Here is a 19,580-nt window from a genome sequence, read left to right on the forward strand (position 1 = left end):
TTACTCTCCCGCTCTGACCTGTGTCTGAGCATAGGCTTTGTCACGTTCACGCAGACTGATATTGTTACTAAGCTGCTGTTTTAATAAGGCTTGTTCATGGTTCACTAAGATTCGACATTGTTCATGAGCCGACTTAAGTCGCCTAACGATAGCAACATAATCAGGGTGCGACTGTTCAACCTCTAGCAGCACCTTTTTTACCAACAGATTAAGCTTCACGATATCAGCAAATTTTTTGCGATTTGCTGCGTCCTCTAACTTACTGACAAGACGTTCTACCTGTTTAGGATTGGGCTTCATCAAGCCACTCCATTGCGCCTTCCCATCCCTCTTTCAGATCGGTCACGACACCAATCAGCTTAACGATCAGCTCGGTATTCATCTCTTTCGACGCCTCAAATACAGTCGCAATGGCGTGCTCATACAAGGCGTGTATGTTTTGGATAAGCTCTTCCCCAGTCGATAAATCCAGAGATGCATCGAGCCCAACTAGGATATCAATCGATTTTTGCGTTGCGTTAGACTTGAGCTCCAAGTCTTTGGTTTCAATTGAAAATCTGACACTTTCTAACTCTTGGATCAGTCGCTCGTGTAACATACAAATCAATTCAAAGCTCGACGACACTGAAGCATTAGCCGTCACTTGAACATTGGCATAGTTGGCTTGCTGCTGTTTCCCTAAAAGCATGTGTTGCTCCTTAGATAGTGAAAAGTCCAGATACCGAATCCAATTGACTACTGAGTGAGTTCAGTTGAGTAAACTGAGACAGGTAGCGGTTGTAGTAAGTCTCATAGCGAGTGTCGAGCGCCGCTAAGGCGTCATTAATGCGGCTCTTTTCATTATCGAGCGTATCTATTCGTCGACTCAGGGAGCCGTTAGAGAAGTCGATATAGGTTTCAAGTTTGCTTTCAAAAGCTTCAAAGACTCCACCGCTTCCAGTGAATAGTGTTTCAAAATCGACCGTCGTTGCCGCACTTTCAAATTTGCTGGAGTCGAGGCTAAGTTTGCCATCGCGGTCGATTTCGACCCCTAACTCAAACAAGCGAGTACCGTTGTAGTCATCACGTATAACGCTAGCCAGTTGGTTTTTGATGCTGCGCACTGCGCTATCCGAAGCCAATACGCCCCTTGTATCATCTTCATTACCAGAAGCGGTTAGGTTAGTGATCTCAGTAACAGCGCTGTTATAGGCATCAACAAATTCTTGTAAGGAAGCGACCGTGGCGGAAAGGTCATCGCCAATTTCAATCTTTGTTGCTGAATCTCCGCTGTTGTTCGATTTAGTCACTGTAAGGTCAACACCATCAATAAGCGATTCAAAGGTATTACTTGAATTAGTAAGTTGAGTGCCAAACTCGCCACCGAGTGCGATCACCGCATCTTGGGCTGTTTGCATTGGTGCGGCGCTTGCTGCTGCCACCACCGTATCCCAACCACTGGCTGCATCTGCAGACAAAGTAAAAGCAGCGTCAGCGCCTTCATTTTCAGAACCAAACAGCACTTTCATCGCCCCTTGCGACTTAACGAGAGTGGCTTGAATAGAACCGTCAAATTGATCATTGAAGTAACTTACAAACTCGCTGTACGTAACATCACCACTTACGTCAGTGTCTGCATCCATAATGTTGATGTCTGTAGTAACGCCGCCTTGAGTGACAGAAAATACGCCTCCCGACGCCATAACATCATTTGAATCGACCGAGTTGGCATCAAAAACCACTTGATGATTGGAAGCCATCTGTTGCACAAAAACATCTAAGTTGATGTCATTCACACCAGAGTCGACGGAGAGAGAGAAGTAGTCATCACTCGATGTCGAGGTTGACGTTTGAGTTAGGCTTGAGCCCGATTGAGTAAACTCGTAAATTTTATCTTCAAGCGACTGAAGGGCCGCTTTAACTTTACCAATCGCAGAGGTCTTTGAGGTAATCGTTGACAACTTTTGGGTATAGCGCAACTCAAAAGGCTGCACATCTAGACTGGCAAAATTGCTAGCTAACTGAACCGCATCAACGTTCATAACCCTTCCCCTTAACTCGCATAGGAGGTACAGCTCTACCCTCCTGCTATTCGGCTATATGTATAGCCGCTACTGAGTAAATAATTGCTACTCAAACTAGCCCAATAGGCTCATCGCTAATTGAGGCACCATCTTCGATGCACTCAGCATAGAAGCCCCCGATTGCATGAGCATTTGCTGCTTGCTCATCATTCCAGACTCAGAGGCGAAATCGGTATCCATGATTCGACCTTTAGATGCATCCAAGTTTTCAGTCATATTGCCTAAATTGGTAATGGTGTGATCCAATCGATTAATGTTCGCACCAAACTGTGCACGAGTACTGCCTAACTCACTAATAAAACCGGCTTGACTCGTTATTTGCCCACCAGCACTCGACTGCGTGGCGATTGAAGAAGCGGCATAAACACTAGATAGAGTTGTACCCGCAGTAGGTGCTGTTCCGCCATAGTTGGATGCAGTGAAACCACCAAAAGCCGCACCATTTGTCGTCGTAGTTTCATCCCAGGCATCCGCGAGCGCTAAATCAGCAACTGCACTACCCGTTCCAGCTTCAGCTTGACTAAGTAAATCTGAATAGCTGCTATATGTTCCTGCGAGATCACCACCACCACTTTCAGCAACAACGTTGGCATCAAGTTGCGCTAATGCCTCATTTCCCCAGCCAAATGCATCAAGGGCTTGACCGATAGCATCTGCATTTGAAGAAAGATTCACACTCAACGTTTCGGTCGCTGTTGAACCAATTTGAAAAGAAACCGCCCCTGAAGAGAATGAACTTGGATCGGTCCCTGCAAACAAGGAACGACCACCAAAATTGGTGTTTTCAAAAATGTTTCCAAGTTCTCCAGCAAGTTGTTCAAACTCCGACTGCATCGCGCTCCGATCTGCAAAAGTGTTAGTGCCATTGGCAGCTTGAGTTGCTAGGTCATTCATTCTGTATGCAATATTGGTCATTTCATCCAGAGCACCTTCTGCCGTTTGCATCATGGAAATTGCATCTTGTGAATTTCGCATTGCTACATTCAAGCCTCTGCTTTGAAGGTTTAATCTGTTAGCAATTTGCAAACCCGCCGCATCATCCGCAGCTGAGTTAATTCGAAAGCCGGTAGACAGTTTTTCCATGGATTTAGTTAACGCATTATTGGTCGACTGCAATGTATTTTGAGTCACTAAGCTTGCGTAATTTGTATGTACTGATATAGCCATCTGATGTTCCCCATCTGTGTTTGCTGTTCACTAACTGTTAACGACAGAGGAAAAATTTCATTTCATATTTTTCGGAAAAAAGATCACTAAATTTAAAAATAGCAAGACTCAAAAATGAGAAGTGCGTAAAAGTATCCTAGTATATTAATCAACAATATTCATAATAATGGTTGTTATGAGACACGTATTAAATGCAATAGCTGCACGGCTAACAATTCCAATAGTGTTACTCATGATCTTGGCGATGGTGATTCTGCCGCTGCCACCAATTTTATTGGATACGTTTTTTACCTTTAATATCATGCTTGCCATCGTCGTCTTGCTGGTCAGCAGTACCGTTTCACGAGTGCTTGATTTCTCTATATTTCCCTCGCTATTACTTGTCGCTACCCTGCTTCGATTAACCCTCAATGTAGCCTCTACCCGTATCGTTCTACTCGAAGGTCACAATGGCGGAGACGCCGCTGGTAAGGTGATTCAGTCTTTTGGTGAAGTAGTTATCGGCGGGAGCTACGTTGTCGGTATCGTGGTGTTCGTGATCTTGATGATCATTAATTTTGTGGTCATCACCAAAGGGGGCGAACGGATTTCAGAAGTATCAGCGCGCTTTACTCTGGACGCCCTACCAGGGAAACAGATGGCCATTGATGCAGACTTAAATGCAGGCGCTATCGATCAGAAAGAAGCCAAAACTCGACGTTTAGAAGTAGGAGAAGAAGCGGAGTTCTACGGCGCAATGGACGGTGCCAGTAAGTTCGTTCGTGGTGATGCGATTGCTGGGCTATTAATCCTGTTCATCAACTTAATCGGTGGGGTTCTAATAGGAATATTTGAGCACAACCTAACCGCAGAAGCAGCTTTCCAAACCTATGCCCTACTGACCATTGGTGATGGTCTGGTTGCACAAATTCCATCGCTGTTACTGGCCACATCCGCCGCTATCATCGTGACGCGAATTAGTGATAACGATAACGACATGGCACAAACGGTGAAAAGGCAGTTACTTGCGTCACCGAACAATTTATACATGGCTGCGGGAGTCATGTTTGTTATTGGTAGCGTACCAAACATGCCGCACTTAGCCTTTTATACCTTTACCGTATTGTTAGCGTTTGTCGGTTGGAGACAATCTAAATTTCAGCATGTTACGCCCGATACAAGCCCCGATTTAGATACGCTTCCTCAGCCTCATCAAGAAAATACGATTGATTGGAGCATTATTCCCAACGTGGATGTGATTGCCCTGTCGTTAGGCTTCAAGTTAGTTCCTTTAGCAAGCTCTCAAAAGGGCGGTAACCTGATTAAGAGTATTCGTGGCAGCCGAAAAACACTCAGTGAACAAATAGGCTTTGTGATGCCAGAGGTGGTGATAACCGACAACCTCTCACTCAAGCCTTCCGAATACGCCATTAGCATTGATGGCGATGAGATTGAGCGTGGCGAGGTTTATGCCGATAAAGCGATGGCAGTAGGCAACCATATTGAGCATCCAGATCTCGATGGCATTGTTGGCATCGACCCAGCCTATCAACTTCCAGCGCTATGGATTAAAAAAGGGGATAAAACCAAGGCGATAAACCATGGATTTCAGGTAATTGAGGTGCATGATGTCATCGCGACTCACGTCAGCAAAGTGTGCAGCGAACACCTAGACAACATCTTCAATTATGATGACGTGAAAGCCCTCAACCAACGACTTGCTATGCAGCATCCTGAGCTTGCAGAGAACCTAGCAAGCGTCATTAGCCCTAACCTACAGATGCAGGTCGTCCGCCAATTGCTGGCTCAACAAGTGCCTATCATTAACGTGAGGACCATCGCCAACACCATTATTGAAAGCGTCGACACCATAAAAGACCCAATCTTGCTGTCTTCTAATATCCGGGTCGCGTTAAAACGAACCATCGTCAATTTGATCTCGCCAAACAGCAAGACCATCCATGCTTTCATTATCGGGGCAACCTTAGAAGGAGAGTTAAAGGGCGCGATCTCTTTGAGTCAGCAAAGCGACCCCAATATTCCTCTGGACTCGATTCCCGTTGAACCGACGATCTTGCAGAAATTCCAAAATCGCATGCCGACCATAGTACAAACCATGCAGAGCCAAAACCTACCACCGGTCATCGTAGTGCCTCCCACCACTCGCCCTATGATAGCCAAGTTAGCCAAGGCCTTTGCCAAAGAGCTGATTGTGCTGAGTTACAATGAGATCCCAAATGAGTATGGATTAAATGTGTTAGGGGATGTGGAGTAAATAATAATTCGCTCATTGAATCTGATTTTAGAACACACGAACTCTGTTTTTTTCAATGACGACGCCGCGTAGTAACTTTCCAGACTGTCGATTCTTAACAGAGACCGTGTCGCCTATCAGCCCACTTTCTAACGCCATTCCTAACGTTTCTAAACGTATACGATTCGATTGAAAAACCACATCCACAGAGTGCCCCTTTTCAACGTCATAATCCAAATACATAGAGGAAGTGGTCAACAAACCTCCCTTGTTCACTGAGCGCTTAATTTTGCTACCAACGATTTCGCTGGCCTTGAAGAACACTTTTTGGTCTTTGTAGAGTTTGACCGGTTCAATCGTAATATCGTCATGCGTTAGCCGTTGGCCTTTCTTAAGTGCTTTATTAGCTGTCGCAGTCCAGACGGTTATTGTCGACGTTGAGGTCGCAGAAAGGGTCCATCTCTCAGGCGCACAGCGCACATTCCACTTTTGTTTGCCAAGCTTGATCTTGCTTCTATGGGTCACTTCAACAGACTCAGTACAGGGCGGTAACTGATGAATAGCCCGAGAAAAACGCAGCTGAACATCGAGTTGGTACTGTTGGGGATAGCGGTAGCGAATGGTTTGCTCAATGAGCGAATGGATTTGAGTGGAGAGTTGTTGTTCAAGTGCAATGCTATCTGATTCTGCATTCACCTTGGTCACACAACCATAGACGAGCAGCAATGTACCAGCTAGCTTTAATAATCTAACCATACACCGCCTCAGCCTAAACATTGACTCTTAATTGATGCTTACCAAGCGCCTCTTCCATTGCTTGATGCTGCATCACCATGACACTGCCTTGGCGTGCCAACTTGGTTTTACACTGGTTTATCGACTGCTCAATTTCCGCATCCAACGTTTGAACGCGTTGCAGTGCCTTTCCTTTAAGCCGAGCCTGCATGTTTTTTGCGTACTGTCGCTCCTTACAACCGAGTCTTTTGGCCAGAGTAAATCGCTTGGCGTCAGCGTCAGCTAGCCGTTGAGTCAGTGATGTGACCGCTTGATTGAGGGATTCCAGCTTCTGATACTCACGACTCAATATCGCAGCACGAATATCATCTAAACGTACAGATAACTCGCCCGACAAAGCCAGCACATGCTGACCATAGGTAATATAACCAATCAGGTCACTTCTACGTTCCATGATCCAGTCTCGTAATGACTTTCGCTAACTCATCCATATCAAACACTAACTCTCCCGCGGAAATTTGCGCTTTTATCTGCTCGACTTTAGCCGTATCGATATCGTCTACACCGTCAAAAAGACTCTTGGTATTATCGAGTAACTCCACTTCATGCTGAGAGAGGTTAATCGGCTTCACCTTCGCTTTTTGATCGGGCTCGGTTTTTTTGTTTTGAACCACATCTACCTGAGTATGAGGCACAACGTGTTTCACATTGTCGACCTTAATTTGACTCATCTCTGCCTACCCATTTTGCTGCACTACTAATTAACTATAACGGCAGTATTTCGTCTCTGTTTCACCTTTTTCTCAATAGTTTGATTACATTGTCTCTGGTTGGCCCACTAAAGCCGCGATGAATTGACCTAAGCGACAGCTCTGGGTTACTCACTAACTGATGCTTAAAACTGCCTAATTTTTGCAACTCGGGGTGTGAACAAAACGCGATAAGCTGGTCAGCTTTTTGCCTTTTCATTTTCAACATTTTCGATAATGCCAAATACAGTTTATTAACCCGTTCAAGCAAGGCGTCGATTTGTTGATTTGAGCGCGGCTCATTGACCAACAAGCGACTGATGTCGTCCAACACGGGATAGCGAGCTTGAGCCGGCACCGCAATCGGAGGCCCTTCAGCATACCGACCACCTTGGCCTGAAACGAAAACCTGCCCATCCCACAAACGCCATTGTTGGTCTCGAATACCGATCACAAACTCTTGTTGTTCATTGATTCTGAGCTGCAAATGCGCATAAGCAAACATCATCTTGAATTGTTCTAGCAATACCTCTCTGTCTTCTGAACGTTCAAACGCCAACGGTATCAAGCGATTATTGATGTACAGAGAAACAACCTCATCGCGAAACCGCTCTCGCTGTAAGTCGAGCCCCGGAATCGTAAATTCGATAAAAGGATTATCGCCTTGAATCGGTGCAAAACTTGAGTCCACGACATAGTCACCAAACAATCTTTTCTGACTCCAAAACACCAATTTTTTCTTAATCACATCAATGTGATTGGCTTGTTCTGGGCTGTACTGGTTCAGTTCTGCTAACTGGCGCAGCTTAATCAATTCGCTCGCCACAGTTCGTAGCACTTCCCCCGCCATCATAAGCCTGCTGTACATTTTGTGAGAATCGGCAACCTCAGCAATCAGCTTAGGCCTTTCTTGCAAGTTCATTTGCACCATTTTCTGCCTAACGAGTGCATTGTTCGGCTTGTTACTGGTTAGCTTTTCCGGCTTTTTAATTTTTCCCGTCGTTGTCGGATTCACCTGATTTTTGCGCTGCGTAATACCCGTGAGTTTCATACCACATCTCCGATTAGGTCAACCTTGGCTCGTTAGCAAAGTTCAGCTTGATGATCTCTTCCGATTGCATTTGTTTGACGATATCAATGATATCTTTACGTGCTTGCTCAACCTGACTGACCGGCACAGCACCAATGCGTACCAGATTTTCTTTGAGCTCTGTCGATACCCGTTGTGGCATAGAGTTGATGATGTAAAGGCGACAATCTTTATTGGTACCTTTGAGTGCATATGCCCATTGCTCCAGGCTGACTCTTTCGTTAATCAGGTTGATGGTTTCTAGGTCTTGATTAAATAGGGTGAAGAAATCAAACATCGCCTCTTCCACCAGCTCTGCGGCTTCAGCGTCTTGATCATGAAGGAATTGGAATAAATTGCTTTTGTCACCGGAATAACGGTTGATAAGGTTCGCGACCACTTTCGAACCCTGCAGGCTGGCAGACCCGCCGCTGTGATAATTGACTTTGCAGCGATCGATAAGGTCTTTTAGTGTCTCCATCAGACCAGAGGTTAACACCTGTGTCTTAGAGATTTGCAGGATTAACGCATGGCACTCTTGTTCCTCATACTCCTCCATAACACGACCGCTGTATTCCAAAGGGAGGTGGGCAATCAATAGCGCTTGCAGGTTGATGTGCTCTTTCTTGAGATCATTGACCAAAAGCTCCGGAGGAATCCATGCCAGCTTTTCAGCATGTGAGCGGATCTCATCGCCATAAATCTCCGACACAAGATCTCTCGCCAAATTGCCGTTTAACGTCTTTTCCAACACATTGGTGATGTATTGTCGTGTCCCGCCGAGAATCCCGGAGTGCTTACGAAAATCATCAAAAAAGCCCGACAAAGAGACCAGCGCATCTTTGGCTTTGATGTCCTTCATTTTACTCATGGCATGCGTGATCTGTTTGATCTCTTCATGAGTGAAGCCTTTGAGTACTTCAGAACCGATGTCCTCTCCCATCGTCAACACCAACATCGCGACGCCGTCCACTGATTGATAGGTTTGTTTGCCATCCATGCACCTTCTCCCTACTGACTTTTATTTGATTCGTTATGCTTGTATCCAAGTACGTAAAATCTCAGCCACCCTATTCGGGTCTTCTTTTGCGATTAATTTGAGATGTTTAATTTGAACTTCGAGTGGGCTATCCGCAGATGGCAAGTTGTCATCAAGCGCCTTAATACCGGTTGCATCAATACCTAACGATTCCAGTTTGGATTGTAAGGCTGCATCAGCGGCACGCTCTTCTTTGGTAATGACGTCATCGTATTCCATGCTTTCCGCTTCCAGCTCTTCTTGCTCCGCTGACTTAGTAAGGTATTGTGCTAGAGGTCGCAGCACCACCATGATCATCAAGCCACTGAGCATCACTCCAAGTAGATATTTAAGAGGCTGCATAATATGCGTGTTCTCAAACCAAGCAATCGGGGCTTGCTCTGGAATACTGGCAATCACAAAAGGGAAGTGAGTGATGTGAATGCTGTCGCCGCGCTCTGTATTGAACCCTATTGCCGACCGAACCACATTCTCAACATTAGTAAGCTCTTCAGGTGTCCAAGTTTGATTGGGGTTCGCTAAATCGTTCACCACAATAGAGACAGAGAGGTTTTGCAATACACCTTGCTGGTGCTGAGTATGGCGAACCTTGCCACTCACCGCATAATCACGCGATGTTTCACTTCGATTGACCTTGGCGTTAGGCTCTGGTTGAGGCTCTCCATCGGTCACTGGTGGTGTGTTGCTCAATGCCCCCGGAATCCCGAGCGCCATCGACGACTCGTTCATGTCACTCAATAAGGTCTCTTTTCGAACCACAGGATCAGCGTAGATTTCTTCTGTTTCTTCAACCTTAGAAAAATTAATATCACTGGCAATTTGAACTCGAAAGTTGGCTGCACCGAGAATTGGGGTCAGCATGTCAGTCGCTTGAGCGACCAAGTTTTTTTCAAGGTTACGCTTGTAATCGGATTGCTTGCCAGTCGTCACGGTAATGTCCCCAACCGTCGCATCATTTGATAACAAACGACCATGTTGATCGACCACTCGCACATGTTCCGATTTAAGTCCAATAACCGCACCAGACACTAAGTTAATGATGGACTCAACCTGAGTCGGCTTAAGATCCATTCCATTGATAATATGTACAATCACCGAGGCTCTCGGCTGCTCAGCGTCATCACGCATAAACAAACTTTCCTTCGGTATGGCCAAATGAACACGAGCCAAGCTCACTGCACTCATGGTGGTGATACTGCGCGCTAACTCGCCCTCTAGAGCATGGCGATAGCGAGCATTTTCCATAAACTGACTCTCGCCGAGGCTCTTTGAGCTATCTAGCGAATCAAAGCCACTCGGCAATTGTTCTTTTAAGCCTTTAGACGCCAATATCATGCGGATTTTGGCGACGTCACCTTCGGGAACCAGTATTTGCCCATCGTCCTGACTCAACTGGTAACGTATTGATTCCTCATCCAACATTTGCAGCACTTGGCTAGAATCGAAGTTCGCTGATTTGCTATAGAGAGGTCTAAACCGTTCTGATGACGTCCACAACATAATCACGATGATCGCCGCAGTAATCGTCGCAAAAATAGTGATGATAATGACGTTGCGTTGTGAACTTTGCCAAAACCTCGTGAGCCAACTAGAGGCCTCAGTGAGCTTCTCTTTGGCTACTCCCATATTATTGGTCAACGCGGGTTGAGTTTCTGCTTCTGCTGCCATCGCTAATCCCTAGCCTAAATTGGCATTTTTATGATGTCTTGAAAGTTGGACACCATCTTGTTGCGCACTTGCATCAATGCATTAAATGAGAGCTGAGCTTTCTGTGATGCGACCGTCGCTCCCAATAAATCATCGCTTTTACCTAACTCAACGGCGGTGATTTTTTCCGAAGCATGAGATTGGTATCTATCTACGGTATCGAGCACACTTTTCAAGGTGTTGCTGAACGCCAGTGAATTATCGGATACCGGGTTAACCGTGTGATTGTCATGCGTGATGCCTCTCACCATCGCTCCCGTGACAGCCTGGTTAGAGAACGGATTACTGGCAACCTCTTGCTGCTGCTCTATCTTCCCTAACATTGCTTGTTGCATTTGGACTGCAGTCATCTTTTCCATTGTTTACCCTCGCGGTTGCATCATTTGCGCACTAACCGAATCTCTACGCGACGATTCTTATCCCGACCTTGCTGAGTCGTGTTGTCATACTTAGGATAACGATCACCGTGGCCACGTATCTCAATCATTTTCTTTGACACGCCATTGCCCATAAACCACTGCGCAACGTCGGATCCTCTCTGCTTTGAAAGTTGTAAATTAGCGACGGAATCACCGGAATTATCGGTGTAACCATCAATCAAGATTCTAATGATTCTCGAGTCTCGTTTGACCAAAGTGCTGATGTCATTAATGGTGCGTTTCTGCCCTTCGGTGAGTGACACCGCCCCTTGCTGAAAGCGCAATTCGACTCGACGCGCATGCTGGAAGTTAACCGGCGGCAAGCCATAACGGCACTCATTAAATTGATCTAAAGCTGGCTTAAAGTTGGTGGTTGGGAAATAGACATCAAAGTCCATCGCATTAACGTTAAACCAAGCGCCACTTGCCATATCATCCAACATCAAGGTTGCGCCATCGTCTGTCACGAGAGCGGCCCCTTGCTTGTTTACTCTTTCGATGGTGGTTGTTGTGTAAGACTGGGACGTTCCCCAAACAGGCTCTGTAGTATTGAATGACGTTGATGTCGGAAGTGAACGCACACCACGCTTTTCCACTCTGACCTCCATCGGGCTTGCCGCCAACAAAATGAATTGCACAGAAAAGCCGGTGTGGGGATCGAAAGAGTTCAATTCACACTGATCGACAGACTCTGTGAATCGCCACTCGACACTATCGAACGGAACAATGTAGCGCTGCGCCAAAACCTGAGTCGACAGCATCACTCCCCAGCCTATTAGCAAAACGCCTAGCATCTTGCCAAGGGCACGGCGAAAGACAGAGGAAGTGCCCAAGCTAGCGGTTGCCCAAAAGTACTTATTCATAACAAATCAAACAGTGAAATTCCGGCAACACGCGCAAAGGTTTTTTGCGTAGCTTCTAGCGCGATCATACCTTGGTTAAGTTCAACGGATGCCTCTGCATAATCGAGTTCCTCTAGCTCAGAGCGAACGGTTTCTGCAAAGAACACCATATCGATACTGGTATCTTTCAACCTGTCTAAGGCGTTGTATTGACTCCCAATATCAGTTAATGAAACCAACAAGCTTTGATGAAGCGCTTGGTTGGTATTGAGCGCGTTATCTAAAGCAGCAGTAAATCCCCCAGTTGGAAGCTCCAATTCTGCTATCGCATTGTCTAAATCAGTAAAAATTGCACTGCTACCTATGGTGTCGGTGATGGTTAAGTTACTCGGTACGTATTGATTATCACCGACCTTAGTCTCGCGATAATCTGAATTGGGGTTTAAGGCATAAGGCGGTGTTGTAGCGATCGCAGGGGTGCTGATATCCGTTCCTGAAAAGAGATAACTTCCATCATTGGCTTGGTTCAATGTGTTCAACATTTCCGTTTTGAGGGACTTAAGTTCTAGCACTATCCCCGCTCTACTCTGTGAATCAAGCGTACCGTTTTTCCCTTGTAGGAGCAGTTCGTTCACTTGTTGAGAGAGCTCCTCAAGCGTGTTGACGTTAGTTTCGTAGCGCGTCAGCTGTGACTGCACGTTTTCAATATTGCGTTGGTACTGCTGATTGTCAGAGACGGTCTTTTTGAGCCCTTCAAGGCGCACAGCGGCAATCGGGTCATCGGATAAATGATTGATCTTCAGCCCGGTCGACATTTGCTCAAAAACTTTGTTCAAGCGGATATTGTTGTCCATTAATGAACGCTGCATCACCGCGTTAAATTGGGAGTCCGTTACACGCATCACTTTTCTCCTAGAATGCTCTTAGCAAGGTCTGAAACATCTGATTCGCCGTACTAATAATTTTCATGTTGGCCTCATAAGCGTTGAGGTACAGCAGCATGTTGGCGGCCTCTTCATCGGAATTAACCGCACTGACACTGTCTCTCGCCACTTGCGCGTCTTCCATGCTGACTTGAGCTGCCGTTGCCTCGCTCTGCGCCTGTCGAGTGAAAATACCGATATCACCGAGTAACCCTGAATAGGCGCTGTAGGGTGTTTCTCCCACCACAGAGCCATTGGTTAGTGGTGTTTGTGACAACATCGATAGGTCTTTCAACACATCGCCGTTTCCGGCAAGGGTCGCACTCGATGAAAAGGCTAAGTCTTGTGCAGTGAGGTTAGGATCAATCGCCAAAGATAAGGCTTCACTGCCTGGGGTGTAGGTAAACAAGTTCTGACCAGCTACACCATTAAGATCAAACCCTGAACTCAATGCCGTATTCACTCCATCAGCCAAGCCTTTGGCAAGATCTGCTAACAGCGTTTGGATGGGATCGTATTGGTTCGTTTTTAGCGCTTCGAGCGCCCCTAACTCTCCACCTAACGAAGCATCAACAGGCGTCGTCATCGACTGAAAGGTAATGTTCAGATCTGTGCTGTAAGGATCGCCACTGGATAGGTCTCGCTCAAGCGATGCGGCATAACCACCAATTACTAAAGGCTGACCGTTTGGTGTCGAGAGTTCGACGCCGCCATTGGTGTAGATCACCTTAACATCGAGAGACTTAGCGAGTTCATTGAGGTGTTTATCCATCGCATCTTGTAAGCCACCAATGCTCTTGCCGAGCAGCGCATCTTCTTGCAGTTTTTGGTTTAGGGAAGCGATGCTTTCTAATTGACTATTCACGTGGGTAACCAGTGCGCCATAACGCTCACTTTGCGCGGCTTCTTGCTGACTCAACTGCGCAGATACGGCGTTAAACTGCTGCGCTAAAGCATCAGCATTTGTCAGTACTTGCTGGCGAAAAGCGACGCTTTCAGGTGTCACACTGGCCTCATCAATGGCAGCAAAAAATCCGTTCATTCCCTGTGTGAGGCTAAGCCCATCAGCTCCTAACAAGTTCTCCAAATTGGACAAACCATTAAAATAGCTTTGGCTATATTGGGCAGATTCCGTCGCTTCTCTTAGTCGATTAATAGACGATTGATCGGCAATCCGCAGGATATCGCTAACCTCAACGCCAGAGCCTAAGTTAATACCATTCACGGCATTGCCAGATAAACTGGCTTCCATCGTCACGATTTGACGGCTATACCCAGGGGTATTCACATTAGCGGTATTTTGCGCCGTTGTATTGAGAGCTACACGGTTGACGAGTGCGCCACTTAATCCAATGTTGGTCATTCCCATTACTGATTCTCCTTATCAAAAGGTCGGCCGATAACTTGTGATGACAACTGTTTAAAAATCATCTCGGCTAATCCAAACGACGATTGACGACTGATTCGTTGTGCAAGCTGAGTATCTAGCATGCCCTGAAACATATCGTCTGATTTCATCGACAACGGATTATCTTTGTCACTAAGCCCCTGGCTGGCAGAGCGCATTCGGGTCAGCATTTGTTGTAAAAACAACGCCTCAAACTGCTGTGAAGCCGCTAATAATCCTGAGGCAGAATTGTCATGCTTCAATTTAGCAAGCGCGTTGTTGTCTAAGTAAAAGTTGGTAATTGCTTGGCTCGAACCTGCACTGCCTTTCGCCATATGCACCGTTTCAGGCGCTCTGTTCATCATTAATTTTGCAAATGGCAGCGGATGATCAGCATGTTTAATCGACGCTGCCATTTTTGGGTTGTCCAGTATTGGCGCCGCTTGGTTACTCGATATCGGTTCAAGCGCCACGTGAGTCAAAGCCGTTAGATGCGTCATTAGATCACCACCAAATCACCGTTAATGGCACCTATCTCATCGAGTGCCTGCAAAATTTGCATAAGCGCTTCTGGTGTCGCACCAATGTTGTTAATCGCATCAACGATCTCTTGCAGATTGGTCCCTTTCGGCCAAACCATAGTGGTCCCATCCTCCTCATCAACACTCACTTGAGAGTTCTGAATAATCGCGGTTTCTCCAGCAGTATTGAAAGCACCACCAGGCTGAGAAACAGATTGAGATTCCAATATCGTCACGGTAATCCCGCCTTGGCTGACCGCCGCTTCAGACACCGTCACGTTCTGGCTGATCACCACAGTTCCGGTGCGAGAGTTGAACACGACCTTAGGCAGTCGTCGCCCCTCATCAACCTCAAGCTCTTGAATCATGGCAACAAACATCACTCGGTCTTCGCTATCAATCGGGGCAGAGACTTGGATCTGACCTTTATTGAGCGCTTTGGCTACCTGCCCGCCGAACATCTTATTAATGGCTTTGGAAACATTGAGCGCGGTTTCGTAATTCGGTTGTTTGAGTTGCAAGCGTATCGTTGGCTCTAAATCAGTACCGGTCGAGACCTCACGCTCCAAGGTCGCACCATTGGGAATACGCCCGACGGTCGGTGTGTTTCTTGTAATGCTGGTTCCGTTTTCACCGGTAGCATTGAAGCCACCAACAACTAGGCTGCCTTGTGCTATTGCGTAAACTTCGCCATCGATACCTCGTAATGGAGTCAGCAATAAGGTGCCGCCGCGCAAGCTTTTTGCGTCCCCCAATGAAGACACCGTCACCGTAAGGGTTTGACCTGCTCCTTGGTGAGGCTCCACCATGGCTGTGACACTAACGGCGGCGACATTTTTCAGTTTAGGGTTGGTGGAATCATCCAGTTGCACCCCAAATTGTTTGATCATGTTAACCACTGATTGTTGCGTGAACTTCACTTGCGATTTATCACCAGACCCGTCCAAGCCGACAACTAATCCATAGCCAATAAGTTGGTTTTGTCTGTCTCCATACACCTCTGCGACTTCAGCAATCGGCCGCGCTGCATCGACCACCGAAGTAAAACAGAGCAAGCACCAAGGCAACGCCAACGAGGTTAAGTAGAAGCGAATTAGGGATTTCATTAGAATGGCATCCATGGCGAATTGAAGAACTGGGTCAACCAACCTGCAGTATTGGTATCAGCAAACGAGCCGCGGCCAGCATAAGTGATTCTTGCATCAGCGATTCGCTGGGAGGAGAGGGTATTGTCTGCCTGAATATCATCAACCCTGACATTGCCGGTCAGACGAATATATTCGTCCCCTTGGTTCAGCTTGAGCCACTTTTCACCTCTTACCCTAAGCACACCATTGGGCAAGACGTTGTAAACGGTGACAGTAATAGAGCCTGACAAGCTGTTGCCTTGCTTTGAGGCAGCAGCACCATCAAAATCACGGGTGGCATCAACGGAAGCGCTCACGTCATCAAACGTCTTGTTGCCCAATGTGGGAGCGGTAATGTTGGCACTGGAATCTTTGCCATATTGAGTTGAGGCACTCTTATCTGACTCTGTCTTTTCATCCAACAACACCGTTAAAATATCGCCCACACGGTACGCTCTTCGATCTTGAAACAGGGTCATCGAGGTGGTGCCCGTATAAAGGCTGCCTTTGCTGACTCTTGTCACTTGATAGTCCAGCTCTGGCGGTGCATACGCTTCATCATTCGGCGATGGTGGAATAAAATCGTCTTGGCGACCAGCACAGCCGGCAACCATCACCACCAGCAAGGTAACTACGGTAAGGTAATAAATCACACAGATTGCATGCGCCTTACCCAACCCTGGCTTAATTGACTTTTCCATGTCAGAACTCCCTAACGACCATCGCTATTCGCTCGTTAAAACGAAAGCTATGATTGTTGCGCGATGTACTGCAGCATCTCATCGGCTGCGCTGACCATCTTGGCGCTCATCTCATAAGCGCGTTGGGTGGCGATCATATCGACCATCTCTTCCACCACCTGTACGTTCGACCCTTCAAGTGCTCCTTGTTTTAATTGGCCTGAACCTTCTGTTCCGGCGACGAGCTCGACCGCTTCACCTGAACCTTCAGTTTCAATAAATAGGTTTCCCCCTTGAGCAGAAAGCCCCGCAGGATTCATGAATTTAACGATGGTGATTTGCCCTAGGTCTTCAGGGTTAACTTGGCCCGGTATCGTGGCGCTGACCACACCATCAGCAGTAATGCTGACTAGGGTCGCTTCTGGAGGAATGACAACTTCAGGAATCAAAGGATAGCCTTGCGTGTTGACTAGCTGCCCATCAGAGTTAGTTTGAAATTGCCCATTTCGGGTATAAAGCAGTTCTCCTTCTGAGTTCTCTATCTGGAAAAAACCATCACCCAAAATAGCTAAATCAAACTGTTGATTCGTATTCTGAATATTCCCTTGGGTAAACACTTTCTCGGTGCCGACTACTCGAACACCATTACCAAGCTGAATACCTGTAGGATGTTCATTGAGCTCTGTGGTTTCGGTACCCGCTTGTTTGTCGACGCTATAAAAAAGATCTTCGAACACCACGCGGTCACGCTTGAAACCTACCGTATTGATATTGGCAAGGTTGTTCGAAATAGCCGTCATTTTTGCATCTTGTGCGGCCATCCCGGTTTTGGATATCCATAAGGCACTGTGCATAATTCCCTTCCTTAAGCTTTGAGAAGCTTATTGCCTATCTGAGCGATTTCATCTGCAGATGCCATCACTTCAATTTGCATTTCGTATTGTCGAGTCAGCGACATAATGCTAACCAGCTCTTCTAAACTGGAGACATTACTCGCTTCTAAATAACCAGAACGAACCTGAACGGTAAAATCTTCAGCCAATGCTTGCCCGCCTTTCGGAACAAAATGACCACTGGCATGCATGGTCATTTGCTCATTCTCAGGCTTAACCAGCTTAAGGGCGCCAACCTCTAGCGACGCCTCACCACCAATTGGGGTAATAGACACCAACCCGTTCGAGCTAACCGACACAAACTCAAAATCTGGTAACACCATTGGACCTTCTGTCGACATCACCCGACGCTCACCAAGATAGAGTTGCCCATTACCATCCAATCGAAAATTACCCGCCCGGGTAAAGAGCTGAGCAGGTTCATCTTCTAGCCCTTCGAGCGTAATAAAGCCATCACCATTGATCGCAATATCCAATGGTCGCTCTGTACGTATATCTTCACCCTGAGCAAAGTTATTAATCGATGAGTTGGTTCTGGAAGTAACGGAAGTCAGAAAGCCTGAGCCCTCAAGGCGCATCGGTGTTGAGTGCTCCATTAAGGCTTTAAAACCTACGGTGTCCGCATGTGACAGATTATTTGCGCGAACGTGCTGAGCGAGCATGGTTCGCTCTGCACCTTTCGCTGCACTGAATAGAATAGGATTCATAGCGCTACACCACGTTGAACAAGGCTTGCGTCAATTGATCCGATGTCGATATCGACTTGGTATTGGCTTGATAGTTACGCTGAGCCGTCATTAAGGCCACCAATTCAGACGTCAGATCGACGTTAGAACCTTCGAGCGCACCAGAAGTCAAATCACCGAATACCCCACTGCCCGCGGTGCCAAGAACTGGCGTACCGGAGCTGAAGCTTTGCAACCAAGCTGTATCACTGGTTTTGATCATGTTTTGAGGAGAAGCAAAGTCGGCAAGCACCACCTGACCTTGCAATTGAGATTGGCCGTTGGTGTAGGTCGCAAATATACGGCCATCGTTTTCCATACGAACACTGGCATAGTCACCAGAGGTATAACCATTCGGGCTATTTTTGGAGACAACGAAGTCACTACCAAATTGAGTGACCGCAGCAAGGTCAATATTAACCGTAACACTGTTCGCCCCATTCGCAGGGTCAAAACTGACTGAATAATTTCCCCCAGACGAAATGGTGCCATCGGCATTAAAAGTAAAGTTTGCTGTGTCTGTTGCAGTTGGTGACGCGGCAGGTATCAAGGCATCAGCGCCATCAATCGCTTTACCATCGACCAAAACATGGACATCCCAATCATTGGATGCACCTTTTACAAAGTACTGACTCACCGTATGTGGGTTACCCAGAGAGTCATAGACTGGAGTGGTATAGGAATGGTTGTAGGTGGATGAATCACTGTAATCAAATGCGGTGGCGGGAACTTGCTCTCTGGCATCTAAATTGGCAACAAACTCAATGGCATCTGTTTCCCTAGCCTGCAAGGATGCAGTACTGATCTGCACGGTGCCTACCGACCCCAACAGCAGGTTATTATTGCCATCAACCGAGTAACCTTGCAGTGCCGCACCACTATTTGCTGTGATCACGCCATCGGCATTCATGTTGAAAATACCAGAACGGGTATAGAGGGTTTGCCCTTTACTGTCTTCAAGCACAAAGAAGCCATTACCACTCAATGCCATATCCAGAGATCGCCCTGTACCTGTAACCGTTCCACTTTTTTCAAAGTTTTGCGAAACCCCAACCACTTCAACGCCACCAGCTTCACTGCCGCTATAAACGGAAGCAAACTCGGTTCTCGACTCTTTAAAACCTGTCGTAGAAACATTAGCAATATTATTCGAAATGGTGTTCAGCTCTGAGTTCGAGGCATTAAGCCCGCTCAGTGCAATACTAAAACTCATAATGTCTTCCTCTTCACGCTAAAGAGGCTATCTCCGCAGGTTTACTTAGCTAGCGAAGAACGACAGCCGCCATCTTACTTACTTTAAA

Annotated in this window: 21 protein-coding genes; 1 reads left to right on the forward strand and 20 read right to left on the reverse strand. The window is 46.7% G+C overall.

Going from position 1 to position 19,580, the window contains the following annotated elements; all coding sequences use genetic code 11:
* The 4 genes from AB6E85_RS01600 to AB6E85_RS01615 form a co-directional block, all read right to left on the reverse strand.
* Positions 1 to 300 (reverse strand): hypothetical protein, encoded by a 300-nt coding sequence (locus AB6E85_RS01600; RefSeq protein WP_372141160.1) that lies wholly within the window; start codon positions 298 to 300, stop codon positions 1 to 3.
* The gene (gene fliS / locus AB6E85_RS01605; RefSeq protein ID WP_372141162.1) at positions 284 to 688 is read right to left on the reverse strand and encodes a flagellar export chaperone FliS; all 405 of its coding nucleotides are present in this window, start codon (positions 686 to 688) and stop codon (positions 284 to 286) included. Before fliS ends, AB6E85_RS01600 begins: the two co-directional genes overlap by 17 nt.
* A gap of 10 nt (positions 689 to 698) precedes the next feature.
* A complete protein-coding gene (gene fliD, locus AB6E85_RS01610) occupies positions 699 to 2,021 on the reverse strand; it encodes a flagellar filament capping protein FliD (protein WP_372141164.1) in 1,323 nt (440 codons plus the stop codon).
* A 96-nt stretch (positions 2,022 to 2,117) separates the two neighbouring features.
* Positions 2,118 to 3,230 carry a flagellin gene (locus AB6E85_RS01615; protein WP_372141166.1) on the reverse strand — a complete coding sequence of 371 codons (1,113 nt, stop codon included), beginning with the start codon at positions 3,228 to 3,230 and terminating at the stop codon, positions 2,118 to 2,120.
* Between the two features lie 166 nt (positions 3,231 to 3,396).
* On the opposite strand from AB6E85_RS01615, the gene AB6E85_RS01620 reads away from it, so the two are divergent.
* Positions 3,397 to 5,484, forward strand: coding sequence for a flagellar biosynthesis protein FlhA (locus AB6E85_RS01620; RefSeq protein ID WP_048610099.1), 2,088 nt, complete (start codon positions 3,397 to 3,399; stop codon positions 5,482 to 5,484).
* Positions 5,485 to 5,511: 27 nt separating this feature from the next.
* Here AB6E85_RS01620 and flgA read toward each other — a convergent pair whose 3' ends face one another.
* From flgA to flgE, 16 genes are all read right to left on the reverse strand, one after another.
* Positions 5,512 to 6,219 carry a flagellar basal body P-ring formation chaperone FlgA gene (gene flgA, locus AB6E85_RS01625; protein ID WP_372141168.1) on the reverse strand — a complete coding sequence of 236 codons (708 nt, stop codon included), beginning with the start codon at positions 6,217 to 6,219 and terminating at the stop codon, positions 5,512 to 5,514.
* Between the two features lie 13 nt (positions 6,220 to 6,232).
* The gene (locus AB6E85_RS01630) at positions 6,233 to 6,652 is read right to left on the reverse strand and encodes a hypothetical protein (protein WP_050651142.1); all 420 of its coding nucleotides are present in this window, start codon (positions 6,650 to 6,652) and stop codon (positions 6,233 to 6,235) included.
* A complete protein-coding gene (locus AB6E85_RS01635) occupies positions 6,642 to 6,929 on the reverse strand; it encodes a flagellar biosynthesis anti-sigma factor FlgM (protein WP_061031954.1) in 288 nt (95 codons plus the stop codon). Before AB6E85_RS01635 ends, AB6E85_RS01630 begins: the two co-directional genes overlap by 11 nt.
* A 61-nt stretch (positions 6,930 to 6,990) precedes the next feature.
* Positions 6,991 to 7,998 (reverse strand): hypothetical protein, encoded by a 1,008-nt coding sequence (locus tag AB6E85_RS01640; protein ID WP_372141170.1) that lies wholly within the window; start codon positions 7,996 to 7,998, stop codon positions 6,991 to 6,993.
* A gap of 13 nt (positions 7,999 to 8,011) precedes the next feature.
* Entirely contained in the window at positions 8,012 to 9,016 is a 1,005-nt protein-coding gene (locus AB6E85_RS01645) for a FliG C-terminal domain-containing protein (RefSeq protein WP_048610108.1), read from the reverse strand.
* Positions 9,017 to 9,049: 33 nt separating this feature from the next.
* Entirely contained in the window at positions 9,050 to 10,723 is a 1,674-nt protein-coding gene (gene fliF / locus AB6E85_RS01650; protein ID WP_050651144.1) for a flagellar basal-body MS-ring/collar protein FliF, read from the reverse strand.
* 14 nt (positions 10,724 to 10,737) lie between these two features.
* On the reverse strand, positions 10,738 to 11,121 hold the full coding sequence (locus tag AB6E85_RS01655) for a flagellar hook-basal body complex protein FliE (RefSeq protein ID WP_050643537.1): 384 nt from the start codon (positions 11,119 to 11,121) through the stop codon (positions 10,738 to 10,740).
* A 20-nt stretch (positions 11,122 to 11,141) separates the two neighbouring features.
* Positions 11,142 to 12,044: an OmpA family protein gene (locus AB6E85_RS01660; protein ID WP_372141173.1), complete on the reverse strand. Its 903-nt coding sequence runs from the start codon at positions 12,042 to 12,044 to the stop codon at positions 11,142 to 11,144.
* Positions 12,041 to 12,925: a flagellar hook-associated protein FlgL gene (flgL, locus tag AB6E85_RS01665; protein ID WP_372141175.1), complete on the reverse strand. Its 885-nt coding sequence runs from the start codon at positions 12,923 to 12,925 to the stop codon at positions 12,041 to 12,043. Before flgL ends, AB6E85_RS01660 begins: the two co-directional genes overlap by 4 nt.
* A gap of 10 nt (positions 12,926 to 12,935) precedes the next feature.
* A complete protein-coding gene (flgK, locus tag AB6E85_RS01670; protein WP_372141177.1) occupies positions 12,936 to 14,315 on the reverse strand; it encodes a flagellar hook-associated protein FlgK in 1,380 nt (459 codons plus the stop codon).
* On the reverse strand, positions 14,315 to 14,833 hold the full coding sequence (locus AB6E85_RS01675) for a rod-binding protein (RefSeq protein ID WP_372141179.1): 519 nt from the start codon (positions 14,831 to 14,833) through the stop codon (positions 14,315 to 14,317). The genes flgK and AB6E85_RS01675 overlap by 1 nt, the downstream gene beginning before the upstream one ends.
* Positions 14,833 to 15,960 (reverse strand): flagellar basal body P-ring protein FlgI, encoded by a 1,128-nt coding sequence (locus AB6E85_RS01680; RefSeq protein ID WP_372141181.1) that lies wholly within the window; start codon positions 15,958 to 15,960, stop codon positions 14,833 to 14,835. Before AB6E85_RS01680 ends, AB6E85_RS01675 begins: the two co-directional genes overlap by 1 nt.
* On the reverse strand, positions 15,960 to 16,595 hold the full coding sequence (gene flgH, locus AB6E85_RS01685) for a flagellar basal body L-ring protein FlgH (RefSeq protein WP_048610372.1): 636 nt from the start codon (positions 16,593 to 16,595) through the stop codon (positions 15,960 to 15,962). Before flgH ends, AB6E85_RS01680 begins: the two co-directional genes overlap by 1 nt.
* Positions 16,596 to 16,729: 134 nt before the next feature.
* Positions 16,730 to 17,515, reverse strand: coding sequence for a flagellar basal-body rod protein FlgG (gene flgG / locus AB6E85_RS01690; protein WP_048610117.1), 786 nt, complete (start codon positions 17,513 to 17,515; stop codon positions 16,730 to 16,732).
* A gap of 11 nt (positions 17,516 to 17,526) precedes the next feature.
* Positions 17,527 to 18,261 (reverse strand): flagellar hook-basal body complex protein, encoded by a 735-nt coding sequence (locus AB6E85_RS01695; protein WP_048610119.1) that lies wholly within the window; start codon positions 18,259 to 18,261, stop codon positions 17,527 to 17,529.
* Positions 18,262 to 18,265: 4 nt separating this feature from the next.
* A complete protein-coding gene (gene flgE / locus AB6E85_RS01700) occupies positions 18,266 to 19,492 on the reverse strand; it encodes a flagellar hook protein FlgE (RefSeq protein WP_048610121.1) in 1,227 nt (408 codons plus the stop codon).
* Between the last annotated feature and the right edge of the window lie 88 nt (positions 19,493 to 19,580).

The organism is Vibrio sp. 10N.247.311.51 (genome assembly GCF_041467855.1).
GTDB classification, from domain to species: domain Bacteria; phylum Pseudomonadota; class Gammaproteobacteria; order Enterobacterales; family Vibrionaceae; genus Vibrio; species Vibrio coralliirubri.

Excerpts from the sequence above, each read along its gene's own strand:
- flgL (WP_372141175.1), bottom strand. The coding sequence starts at position 12,925 with ATGCGTGTAACGGACTCCCAATTTAACGCGGTGATGCAGCGTTCATTA.
- AB6E85_RS01630 (WP_050651142.1), bottom strand. The coding sequence starts at position 6,652 with ATGGAACGTAGAAGTGACCTGATTGGTTATATTACCTATGGTCAGCAT.
- flgK (WP_372141177.1), bottom strand. The coding sequence starts at position 14,315 with ATGGGAATGACCAACATTGGATTAAGTGGCGCACTCGTCAACCGTGTA.
- AB6E85_RS01600 (WP_372141160.1), bottom strand. The coding sequence starts at position 300 with ATGAAGCCCAATCCTAAACAGGTAGAACGTCTTGTCAGTAAGTTAGAG.
- flgA (WP_372141168.1), bottom strand. The coding sequence starts at position 6,219 with ATGGTTAGATTATTAAAGCTAGCTGGTACATTGCTGCTCGTCTATGGT.
- AB6E85_RS01635 (WP_061031954.1), bottom strand. The coding sequence starts at position 6,929 with ATGAGTCAAATTAAGGTCGACAATGTGAAACACGTTGTGCCTCATACT.
- flgE (WP_048610121.1), bottom strand. The coding sequence starts at position 19,492 with ATGAGTTTTAGTATTGCACTGAGCGGGCTTAATGCCTCGAACTCAGAG.
- fliF (WP_050651144.1), bottom strand. The coding sequence starts at position 10,723 with ATGGCAGCAGAAGCAGAAACTCAACCCGCGTTGACCAATAATATGGGA.
- AB6E85_RS01695 (WP_048610119.1), bottom strand. The coding sequence starts at position 18,261 with ATGAATCCTATTCTATTCAGTGCAGCGAAAGGTGCAGAGCGAACCATG.
- AB6E85_RS01655 (WP_050643537.1), bottom strand. The coding sequence starts at position 11,121 with ATGGAAAAGATGACTGCAGTCCAAATGCAACAAGCAATGTTAGGGAAG.
- fliD (WP_372141164.1), bottom strand. The coding sequence starts at position 2,021 with ATGAACGTTGATGCGGTTCAGTTAGCTAGCAATTTTGCCAGTCTAGAT.
- AB6E85_RS01675 (WP_372141179.1), bottom strand. The coding sequence starts at position 14,833 with ATGACGCATCTAACGGCTTTGACTCACGTGGCGCTTGAACCGATATCG.
- AB6E85_RS01615 (WP_372141166.1), bottom strand. The coding sequence starts at position 3,230 with ATGGCTATATCAGTACATACAAATTACGCAAGCTTAGTGACTCAAAAT.
- AB6E85_RS01640 (WP_372141170.1), bottom strand. The coding sequence starts at position 7,998 with ATGAAACTCACGGGTATTACGCAGCGCAAAAATCAGGTGAATCCGACA.
- AB6E85_RS01620 (WP_048610099.1), top strand. The coding sequence starts at position 3,397 with ATGGTTGTTATGAGACACGTATTAAATGCAATAGCTGCACGGCTAACA.
- AB6E85_RS01645 (WP_048610108.1), bottom strand. The coding sequence starts at position 9,016 with ATGGATGGCAAACAAACCTATCAATCAGTGGACGGCGTCGCGATGTTG.
- flgG (WP_048610117.1), bottom strand. The coding sequence starts at position 17,515 with ATGCACAGTGCCTTATGGATATCCAAAACCGGGATGGCCGCACAAGAT.
- AB6E85_RS01680 (WP_372141181.1), bottom strand. The coding sequence starts at position 15,960 with ATGAAATCCCTAATTCGCTTCTACTTAACCTCGTTGGCGTTGCCTTGG.
- fliS (WP_372141162.1), bottom strand. The coding sequence starts at position 688 with ATGCTTTTAGGGAAACAGCAGCAAGCCAACTATGCCAATGTTCAAGTG.
- flgH (WP_048610372.1), bottom strand. The coding sequence starts at position 16,595 with ATGGTTGCCGGCTGTGCTGGTCGCCAAGACGATTTTATTCCACCATCG.
- AB6E85_RS01660 (WP_372141173.1), bottom strand. The coding sequence starts at position 12,044 with ATGAATAAGTACTTTTGGGCAACCGCTAGCTTGGGCACTTCCTCTGTC.